This is a genomic window from Paenibacillus oceani (assembly GCF_014705615.1).
GTDB lineage: Bacteria > Bacillota > Bacilli > Paenibacillales > NBRC-103111 > Paenibacillus_AB > Paenibacillus_AB oceani.
Genome location: NZ_JACXJA010000076.1, coordinates 1 through 10457 on the forward strand (window position 1 = coordinate 1; position 10457 = coordinate 10457).

9 protein-coding genes, 1 tRNA gene, 1 rRNA gene and 1 pseudogene are annotated in these 10457 nt (G+C 50.6%); all 12 read left to right on the top strand.

Annotated elements, in window-relative coordinates; all coding sequences use genetic code 11:
* Positions 1-87, top strand: a 5S ribosomal RNA gene (rrf, locus tag IDH45_RS33395); the annotation flags it as partial.
* 915 nt (positions 88-1002) lie between these two features.
* Positions 1003-2250, top strand: coding sequence for a putative glycoside hydrolase (locus IDH45_RS33400; protein ID WP_223837253.1), 1248 nt, complete (start codon positions 1003-1005; stop codon positions 2248-2250).
* 210 nt (positions 2251-2460) lie between these two features.
* Positions 2461-3921 (top strand): IMP dehydrogenase, encoded by a 1461-nt coding sequence (gene guaB, locus IDH45_RS33405; protein ID WP_190932491.1) that lies wholly within the window; start codon positions 2461-2463, stop codon positions 3919-3921.
* Positions 3922-4175: 254 nt separating this feature from the next.
* Entirely contained in the window at positions 4176-5486 is a 1311-nt protein-coding gene (locus tag IDH45_RS33410; protein ID WP_317891332.1) for a D-alanyl-D-alanine carboxypeptidase family protein, read from the top strand.
* Positions 5487-5619: 133 nt separating this feature from the next.
* Entirely contained in the window at positions 5620-6501 is an 882-nt protein-coding gene (gene pdxS, locus IDH45_RS33415; RefSeq protein ID WP_190932493.1) for a pyridoxal 5'-phosphate synthase lyase subunit PdxS, read from the top strand.
* A gap of 21 nt (positions 6502-6522) precedes the next feature.
* The gene (pdxT, locus tag IDH45_RS33420; protein WP_190932494.1) at positions 6523-7110 is read left to right on the top strand and encodes a pyridoxal 5'-phosphate synthase glutaminase subunit PdxT; all 588 of its coding nucleotides are present in this window, start codon (positions 6523-6525) and stop codon (positions 7108-7110) included.
* A gap of 196 nt (positions 7111-7306) precedes the next feature.
* Entirely contained in the window at positions 7307-8587 is a 1281-nt protein-coding gene (serS, locus tag IDH45_RS33425; RefSeq protein ID WP_190932495.1) for a serine--tRNA ligase, read from the top strand.
* A gap of 63 nt (positions 8588-8650) precedes the next feature.
* Positions 8651-8737: transfer RNA gene (locus IDH45_RS33430), tRNA-Ser, on the top strand.
* Positions 8738-8877: 140 nt separating this feature from the next.
* Positions 8878-9222, top strand: a complete 345-nt coding sequence (locus IDH45_RS33435; RefSeq protein WP_190932496.1) for a hypothetical protein — start codon at positions 8878-8880, stop codon at positions 9220-9222.
* Between the two features lie 17 nt (positions 9223-9239).
* A complete protein-coding gene (locus tag IDH45_RS33440) occupies positions 9240-9422 on the top strand; it encodes a hypothetical protein (protein ID WP_190932497.1) in 183 nt (60 codons plus the stop codon).
* A 4-nt stretch (positions 9423-9426) separates the two neighbouring features.
* Positions 9427-9573 (top strand): small acid-soluble spore protein P, encoded by a 147-nt coding sequence (locus tag IDH45_RS33445; RefSeq protein WP_190932498.1) that lies wholly within the window; start codon positions 9427-9429, stop codon positions 9571-9573.
* Positions 9574-10161: 588 nt separating this feature from the next.
* Positions 10162-10278 (top strand): annotated as a pseudogene (locus IDH45_RS33450) (pyridoxal 5'-phosphate synthase lyase subunit PdxS); the annotation flags it as partial.
* Between the last annotated feature and the right edge of the window lie 179 nt (positions 10279-10457).

The following is a 10457-nucleotide window of genomic DNA, read 5'->3' on the forward strand; positions in this document are numbered from 1 at the left end:
GTTCCCATCCCGAACACGACCGTTAAGCCCTCCAGCGCCGATGGTACTTGGACCGCAGGGTCCTGGGAGAGTAGGACGTTGCCAAGCGATGTAATGAACAAGAAACTCTGACGAAACCGTCGGAGTTTTTTTGTTTTTATAGAAGTTACAGAAAGTCGAAATTTGCTAAAGTGTGCTAAGCTTCAAAAGCGCTGCTTCGGAAAAGCTGCTTAAAGAAACTGCTTAAAGAAATAAAGAAATTGCTAAAAAAACTGCTTCAAAAATTCCTTCAAAGGAGCGACTGCAAGTTTTTTGGTACCCAGAGAGGTTACCTCTCTCGCAGCAGTACGCTTCGTGGCAAAAGCTTCGTCTAGACCTCGAGAAGCTTCACTTAAATGGACGGAAGTGATGCAGGACGTTCAGCGTGGCAGCTGCCATTAGAAGCCCGACCTAATATGCCGCTTAGGGGGATGAGGGAAAGCAAATAGAAGTGGTTTCCACTCTTTATTTTGTCCGGAAACGGTTAGGATGGCGAAATAAGAGCGGTTTGAGGCTGCTAATATCCGCGAAAACGGTACGGACCCCATCAGTCGGTTGAAATAAGGGGTACAAACCGCTTCTATTCGTCTTCATCAGCCCACTGGGGTCAAAATAGAGGGTGCCAGAGACTCTTATTGTGTTGTTTAGCGTTAGTTAGTGTCTGCACCCATAACGTTTTCAGCGAAGCGGGTACGACCTGCGACAGCTAGAAAAAGCGGTTTGCACGTCGTATTGGAATTGGTGGTGCTGTCGTAGACCTCATCAGCGAGCGATTGAAACGGCGGTTGGATCGAAGGTATCCATCCCCTCCCAAGTTTAAATGTGTGGGGTTACACGCCAAAGGATGTCCGAACGTCTATACATACCGGACAGTTTATCTTACGACATACACGGTGCAATGAATTTTTCCATAATCTCTTAGTTGACGATGAACGATAGTTGTACGTCACTTGTGTCATACTACCTCCAATAGGAGGTGTATCCATGAAAGTCAGGATTATTGCCGTTGCTGCGATACTATCGATGATACTTACCGGTTGTTCGTTCTCTGAAGCAGCGCAGCCGGGTGAACCGTGGACCGGTGACAGCATCGTACACCAAGCGCAGACGTTGGAGGCCAAGCCGCCTATCCAAAGCGAAGCGCCAGGACATCTGTCCGTTGCCGATGAGATCACCGATCAGCGGGAGCGCAGGATCGAGTCGTATGCAGAACCACCAGCCGGACCTCCTCCTATACCGAAGGCTAGACCAAAAGTGAAAGGCATCTACGTAAGCGGCTGGGCCGCCAGAACGTCCAAGCTGGATCAATTAATCGAGCTCGTAAACCAAACGGAGCTGAACGCCATGGTGATTGACGTGAAAAACGATTCCGGGCAAATCACCTACGATTCGTCTCTGCCGATCGTTCACCAATTGGAAGCCGACTCGAAACATATGATTCATGATATCAAACGTCTCATTTCAACATTAAATGAAAATCACATCTATACGATCGCCCGAATAGCCGTCTTTAAAGATCCATATGCAGCGGTTCGCAAACCGGAATGGGCGATCCGCACGAAGGAAGGCGCTCTGTGGAAGGACGCCAAAGGTACTTCCTGGGTTGATCCCTACCATCCGGAAGTGTGTACATACGCCATCGAACTGGCGAAGGAGGCGGCCCACCTCGGATTTGACGAAATTCAGTTCGATTACGTCCGGTTCCCCGACAATGGGTCCAAGGTCGATCGGGAAGCTGTTTTTCAAAATCCGAATGGTTGGTCCAAGTCGGCAGCGGTTCAACGTTTTCTGAAGCAGGCTAAGCAGGAACTGGCCGCCAAGGGCGTGTACGTGTCGGCTGACGTGTTCGGTTTGACGACATCGGTCACGGGGGATATGGGAATCGGGCAAACGTGGGAGGATATCTCCTCTGAAATAGACGTTATCAGTCCGATGGTTTATCCTTCTCATTATGGAGACGGGGTGTTTGGAATTAAAAATCCGGACCTGCAGCCGTACGTAACGGTTCAAAAAGCGCTGGCGGACGGATTGAAAAAAAACGAAGCGTTAACGCAGGCCCGGAAGTCTGCAGCCTCGATCCGCCCATGGCTGCAAGATTTTACAGCGACTTGGTTAAAACCCCATAAAATTTACGGAAGCGAAGACGTACAAGCTCAAGTGCAAGCAGCTAAAGAACTGGGAATCGATGAATATTTGCTGTGGAATTCCAAATGCACTTACACATTCCGGTAAAAGTTTGACGGAACGAAGAACACGGAAGCGGCTGCTGATACGGAACGTCTGTTTTGCCTTGACACCAAAAATGGGCTTTTGTTACGATAGGCATTAACACTCAGGAAGACAAGTTGGCCAGTAGAAAAGCTGAAGCCATCCTAGAACTTGATCTCGAAGTGGATGCAGCTGGATTTGTTCAGGGTTACTTACTTAAGGGGGTACTTTTTCGTGTGGGACAATAAGTTTGCCAAGGAAGGTTTGACGTTCGACGACGTACTGCTAATCCCGAGAAAGTCGGATGTGTTCGGACCTAGAGAAGTGGACGTGTCGACTCAGCTGACTCCAACGCTTAAATTAAATATACCGCTGATCAGCGCTGCGATGGATACCGTTACGGAAGCGGCTCTGGCGATCGCCATGGCCCGTGAAGGCGGCGTCGGAATCATCCACAAGAATATGTCGATCGCGCAGCAGGCGGAAGAAGTAGACCGCGTAAAACGATCGGAGAGTGGGGTTATTACCAATCCGTTCTCGCTTACCCCCGAACATCATGTATATGACGCAGAAGAGCTGATGGGCAAATTCCGGATCTCCGGCGTACCGATCGTCAACGACGATAACAAGCTGGTCGGTATATTGACCAATCGCGACCTTCGGTTTGTGCACGATTACTCGATTAAGATTAAAGAAGTGATGACGAAAGATAACCTTGTGACCGCACCGGTAGGCACAACTCTTCAGGAAGCGGAAGTGATTTTGCAAAAGCACAAAATCGAGAAACTGCCGCTTGTCGACGAGACGAACTCGTTAAAAGGTCTGATCACAATCAAGGACATCGAGAAAGCCATACAATTCCCGAATGCGGCTAAGGATGCCCAAGGAAGGCTATTGGTAGGTGCGGCAATCGGAGCGTCCAGAGACGCCCTGGAGCGTGCCAGCGAGCTTATTAAAGTGGGGGCGGACGTTATCGCGGTCGACTCGGCCCACGGGCATCACGCCAACATCGTGGAGACCGTGCGCAAGCTGCGCACCAAGTTCCCGGACATCGTCATCATCGCCGGCAATGTCGCTACCGGCCACGGCACGCGGGATCTGATCGAAGCCGGGGCTTCGATGATTAAGGTGGGTATGGGGCCGGGCTCGATCTGTACGACGCGGGTCATCGCTGGCATCGGGGTGCCGCAAATTACGGCGATTTACGATTGCGCTACGGTAGCCCGGCAATACGGCGTACCGATCATCGCCGACGGCGGGATCAAGTACTCCGGCGATATTACGAAGGCGATCGCGGCGGGAGCCGATGCGATTATGATCGGAAGCTTGTTTGCCGGATGCGAGGAAAGCCCGGGCGAATCGGAAATTTATCAGGGCCGGAAGTTCAAAGTATACCGCGGTATGGGCTCGATCGGCGCGATGAAGGAAGGAAGCAAGGACCGATACTTCCAAGAGGGCGAATCCAAGCTGGTGCCGGAAGGTATCGAAGGCCGCGTTCCTTACAAAGGCCCGATCAAGGACACGATTCATCAGTTGGTCGGCGGCCTGATCCAAGGTATGGGGTATTGCGGTACGAAAACGATTCGGGAATTGAAGGAAGATACGGAATTTATCCGCATTACGGGTGCAGGCTTGCGCGAAAGCCATCCGCACGACGTACAGATAACCAAAGAAGCTCCAAACTACTCGATGTAATCGGGGCGCGAGACGAAGGGCAGAGGACAACCTCTGCTCTTTACTATTGTTCCGGTCTTCGTAACAACGGTAAGGAATCAGTCCGTAAACGTCCCTTTGTCGGATGAAGTTAAGGTGTTTCTAATTGTTAAGGGGAACGGCCGTTTCGCCTTTTGCCGGGAGAGTCGGTATGTTACAATGAGAACAGTGACTTGCGAGAGTGCGAGAGTTGGAGTTTGGAAATGATAGTTTCGGGAAAGGGAGTTGGGAAAAACGTGTTGGAAGTAAAGAAATCCGGGTGGAACAAATGGATCGCACGGGCATGCTGCTTTACGGTATTTGCGAGCAGCCTGATTCTTATACAGCCGCAGCAGGCGGAAGCCGCAGAGCCGATTAATTTAACGCTGGAAGCGAAGGCGGCCATTCTCATCGAGCCGACTACCGGGCAAGTTTTGTACGAAATGAATGCGGATCAGCAAATGCCCCCAGCCAGCATGTCCAAAATGATGACCGAGTATCTGGTCATGGAAGAGATCAAGTCGGGCAAGCGCAGTTGGGACGATATCGTCAATCCGAGCCAGTATGCAGTTGATGTTATCGGTTCGGGTCAATTGATCGGGCCTAACGAAAAGTATTCGATTCGCGATCTGTACAGTGCGATGGCCATCTATTCGGCGAATGACGCTACAGTAGCGCTGGCTGAAACGATTGGCGGTACCGAAGAAAATTTCGTCAAGATGATGAACGATGCCGCGAAAAAAATGGGATTCAACGAAAAATCGTTTTTCATTAACGCAACCGGCCTTCCCCGGGTTGATCTTGGCAAATACGCTCCTCCGGGAATTACGGAAGAGGATACGATGATCACCGCGAGGGATGCTGCGATTCTGGCACAGAATATTGTGCTGAAACACCCCGAAGTACTGGAAATTTCCAAAATCCCGTCCAAAAAGTTCCGCGAGACGGATAAAGCGCCGATGATCAACTGGAACTGGATGCTCGAAGGCAATAAGGACGTTCCGAGTTTTAAGTCCTATGCTTACCAGGGGATGGACGGACTGAAGACAGGCCATACGAGTCAAGCCGGATATAACTTTACGGGGACGGCTATGCGTAACGGGATGCGCTTGATCAGTGTCGTGATGAATACGCCTTCCGAATCCAAACGGTTCCGGGAAACACAAAAGCTTCTCGACGCCGGCTTTAATAACTTTGAAATGAAGTCGGTCGTGGCAGCCAAAAGCGAAGTGGAGAAATTAAAGACGGTAGAGGTAAAAAAGGGCGTTAGAACGGAAGTTCCGGTTGTGACGGCAAATGCCGTCGATTTCGTTGTAAGAAAGGGCGAGACGCCCGAAATTACGATAGAAGCGGCACCGCTGGCGGAGATGAAAAACGCTCCGATTAAGACAGGGGATGTGCTCGGCACCGTAAAGGTAAAGTATAACGATATCGAAAGAACGGTCGACCTCGTGGCGTCGCAAGATATGGAAAAGGGAAGCTGGTTCCGTCTTATGATGCGGGGAATTAAAAACTTTTTCGGCGGCATATTCTCCGGTATTGCGAGCGGCCTAAAAAACCTGTTCTAAAAGGTGTCTAAATGTTGGGCACGGGTTGTTAATTAGATAGGCTTGTTGTAGAATGACTTGTTAGAAGATCATCGAAGAGTCACGCTTTCGTAGCTAGGGAACTACAGCAATTCATATACAGGAGGAGTAAGAAATGGAAACAGGAACATGGACAGTCAAAAAAGGGATGGCTGAAATGCAAAAAGGCGGCGTCATCATGGACGTTATGAACGCGGAACAAGCGAAAATCGCCGAAGCGGCTGGCGCTTGTGCGGTTATGGCTCTTGAGCGCGTACCTTCCGATATCCGTGCGGCCGGCGGAGTAGCGCGTATGGCTGATCCTACCGTGTTTGAAGAAGTTACCAAAGTAGTAAGCATCCCGGTTATGGCCAAATGCCGAATCGGCCACTATGTGGAAGCGCGCGTTCTGGAAGCTCTTGGCGCCGACTACATCGATGAGAGCGAAGTTCTTACACCTGCTGATGAAGTGTTCCATATTAATAAAAGAGAATTTACCGTGCCGTTCGTATGCGGTGCGAAAGATATCGGTGAAGCGCTCCGCCGGATCGGCGAAGGCGCAGCCATGATGCGTACCAAAGGCGAGCCGGGAACAGGCAACATCGTAGAAGCCGTTCGCCATATCCGGATTATCAATTCCCAAATCCGCAAAATCCAAGGCATGTCCAAAGACGAGCTGATGACGGAAGCGAAAAATCTCGGCGCTCCTTACGATCTCGTTGTGTATGTTCATGAGAACGGGCGCCTGCCGGTCGTTAACTTTGCAGCGGGCGGGGTAGCGACTCCAGCGGATGCTGCACTGATGATGCATCTGGGTGCTGACGGCGTATTTGTCGGGTCCGGTATTTTCAAATCGGACAACCCGGAGAAATTCGGAAGAGCGATCGTTCAAGCAACGACTCATTACACGGATTACGCCCTGATCGCCGAAGTATCCAAAAATTTGGGTGCGCCGATGAAAGGGATCGAAATCTCCAAGCTGGAGTCGTCGCAGCGGATGCAGGACCGCGGCTGGTAAGAACAGAAAGAAGGGTCAGCTATGAAAATAGGCGTTCTCGCTCTTCAAGGAGCGGTGGCGGAACATATCAAGATGATCGAAGCAGCGGGCGCCGAAGGCGTGCCGGTTAAGAAAACGAGTCAGCTGGCCGAATTGGACGGCATCATCATCCCTGGCGGAGAGAGCACGACAATCGGCAAGCTGATGCGCGATTACGGATTTATCGAGGAAGTTCGTTCCTTTTCCAAGCAGGGCAAGCCGATTTTCGGTACTTGTGCGGGATTAATCGTACTCGCTGACGAGATCGTTGGCCAGGAGCAGGCGCATCTGCAACTGATGGATATGAAGGTGCAGCGCAATGCCTTCGGCCGCCAGCGGGAAAGCTTCGAGACGGAGCTTACCGTCAAGGGTGTAGACGATAAAGTTAGAGCGGTATTCATCCGGGCTCCCTTGATCAGGGAAATCGGAGATCGGGTGGACGTGCTGTCCGAGCATAACGGTGAGATTGTCGCGGCGCGGCAGGATCATTTGCTGGCCGTCTCTTTCCATCCCGAGCTGACGGACGATTACCGGATGCATCAGTATTTTATAGACATGGTCAAAGAGGCAAAGTCTTCTTCGGTTCAGTAATAGGATGTTCGGAAGCACCTTGTTTGGCTGATGCCCAAGGTGCTTCTTTCGTGACTGTAGTCCAGGGCGTTGGTTGAATATTTATTCGGAGTATAGTACATTATATTGCATAACTTGTAATGATAGCGTGCAGTTTGGTTTGGTGTGCCAGAGAAAATGGATTTGAATATAGTTTCCCTTTTGGGAGGGGTTTTGGTTGTTTGACGTCAAGTTGTTGCGTAACGAGATTGAACGTGTAAAAGAAGCGATGACCGCGCGAGGCAAATCCGCGGAAGAAATCGACCGTTTTACCGGGTTGGACGGCAAGCGCAGAGAGCTGCTGCAGGAAAGCGAGCAGTTGAAAAACCGCAGAAACACCGTATCGCAGGAAGTTGCGGTCAAGAAACGGAACAAAGAAGACGCAGAGTCATTAATATTAGAGATGCGCGATGTGAATGACCGGATTAAAGTGCTGGACGAAGAGGTTCGCGTTCTGGAAGAGGATCTGAACAAGCTGCTGCTGTCGATCCCGAATATGCCCCACAGCTCGGTTCCGGTTGGATTATCGGAAGAGGAGAATGTGGAGATTCGCCGGATCGGAGAAGTGCCTTCGTTCGCTTTCGAACCAAAGGCGCATTGGGAGATTGCGGACAAGCTCGGCATTCTTGATTTCGAATCGGCTGCGAAAGTAACGGGTTCGCGATTTGTGTTTTATAAAGGGCTTGGAGCGCGTCTGGAACGGGCGCTCATTAACTTTTTTATGGATCTTCACAGCGGCGAGCACGGTTATGAAGAGATGCTTCCGCCGTTTATCGTCAACCGGGACAGCTTAACGGGCACCGGTCAGCTTCCCAAGTTTGAGGAAGACGTCTTTAAGGTGCAGGGCACCGACTATTTCCTGATCCCGACGGCGGAAGTGCCGGTAACGAACTTTCACCGGGATGAAATTTTGCCGATCGAGCAGCTGCCTAAAAATTATGTGGCGTTCAGCGCTTGTTTCCGTTCGGAAGCGGGTTCGGCCGGCCGCGATACGCGGGGACTGATTCGTCAGCATCAATTCAATAAAGTCGAGCTGGTGAAACTCGTGAAGCCGGAAGACTCTTATGACGAGCTTGAGGCGCTTACGCAGCATGCCGAGAAAGCTTTGCAACTGCTGAAGCTTCCGTACCGCGTGATGACGCTGTGTACGGGCGATCTTGGCTTTACCTCGGCTAAAACATTCGATCTCGAAGTATGGCTGCCGAGCGGCGGATCGTATCGTGAAATTTCATCCTGCAGCAACTTCGAGGATTTCCAGGCACGCCGCGCCAATTTGCGGTTCCGCCGGGATGCGAAGTCGAAGCCGGAGTTTGTTCATACATTAAACGGTTCCGGACTGGCCGTCGGCCGGACGGTAGCGGCAATACTGGAAAATTATCAGCAGCCGGACGGCAGTGTCGTAGTGCCCGATGCACTCCTGCCTTACATGAATGGCGTAAAAGTGATCTCCAGAAAATAACCCTTGCGGTGGGCCCGCTGCGTATGATAAAATTCTTTCTAGTCATTGGCGGGCCGCCATTTTGGAGAGGTGGTCGAGTGGTTGAAGGCTCTGGTCTTGAAAACCAGCGAAGGGGTAACTCTTCCGTGGGTTCGAATCCCACCCTCTCCGTTTGAATAATCCTGGTAATAAGGGATGAATAACAAACAAGCAGTCATGAATCTAACGATTCATGGCTTTTTTTGTACGCCAGGCCACTCGCATAAAAGGGTGGTGACCTCCGCAAGTTAAGGTTGCGGAGGTGTTTGTTGATGAGCAAAACAGATGTGCTCACGCTCGATCAGAACGAGCTAACAGAGGCGTGGCGGACTACATTGCCCACCTTGCTGAATGAATCCGATAAAGCCGAAGTGAAAGCGGACGAGCATGATCCGAAATCGGTGCGCATTCATATTCGTACGGCGGGACACGCGATGTATTCCTTCGATTTCCTCGTGACTTACGTGGATTCCCGCGAGGTGAAGGTAGACTTGGTTGACGTCGAGAAGGACGATCAGACAGTCGATGAGCGGAACGATGTCATTCAAAATATGGTCGAAGACTACATCCGCCACATTCACGAATGCGCACAAGCATTAAAAAAAGTGACAAGCTGACTAGGAGGGGCCGAGCGATGACGAAAACAAAAGCAACCGATAAAAACTTGCAAAATGTCGTCAAGGATCTGGAATTGTCTCCTGTGAACAGTCACCATGCCCAACAGCTTCAACAGGATACGAATGACCGGCGCCACAAGGATGCCTTGAACCATGATACGGACAAAGGGGAAGTCAAGTTTGTAACGGAAGGAGAATAAAACGATGCCCAAAGATATCCCTCAGCCTGTAAACCCTCCAAGCGGAGCGGCCGAGCGCAAGTCGAACAACGGCAATCCGCAGGAGCCACTCTCCGGTTCCAAGAAAACGAAGCAGGCCAATCATACCCGACATAATAACGGTGAAGGGTAAACCGAAAAAAGTTTTCGGACAAATGAATATCGAAGCCATAACCGGACATACTATTATCGACGGTGAGAAGAGAGGTGTGGTTCCGTTGAACTATTCAACAGCAACACCAAGTAAGGATCTAAATACCGAACATTGAAGCGGAGGCGATGTGCCAAAGACACGTTAGCGTGTTTCTAACACATGCAGCAAGGATTAGCCGCTAACAGCAGCGATCCTGATTCCGAAGAAGAGGTAAGGTACAGCTGATTCATACAAAAACCGATCACCGTCAAAAAAGGACCCGAAAGGGTCCTTTTTGAGTTGTACGCTAAGTGTGGGCGTCATCTCTGGAGAGGGTTACGCCTACCACGGTCAGGGACGTGTCTGATGTGAGGTGGAACCTGAAGGAAAATGAGCAAAGCGCGAGGCTAGGAAACGAACAACGAAGAATGAACAACGAACAACAAACAACGAACAACTAAAGACGAACTGGAATCAAGGGTAAATAAGCCAGAATCAGATTAGGTCCGTTATTATACGACAGCAAATGTGATGTATCCAAACCATGCTAATTGGTGCGAGTTACAGACAGAAGGATGAAGTGTTCCAATTGATAAAAGAGAATTTACCTTTTACCGGCCGTTTGTATGCGGTACGAAAGATATCGGTGAAGCGCTCCGCCGGATCGGCGAAGGCGCAGCCATAATGCGTACCAAAGGCGAGCCGTAAAACGGTAACATCGATAGAAGCGGTATGTACCTCTTATTTGCTCGGGAATCAAACTTTAGGTAAAAATAAGAGCGGTTTGCACCCTCGCGCGCCTAGCCAAGCTAGGCACAACTAGCTGATGAAAGTTCAGCCGGGGTAGGGGCCAAGCCGCCCCGTAGCTAGCAGGCAGACGCAGG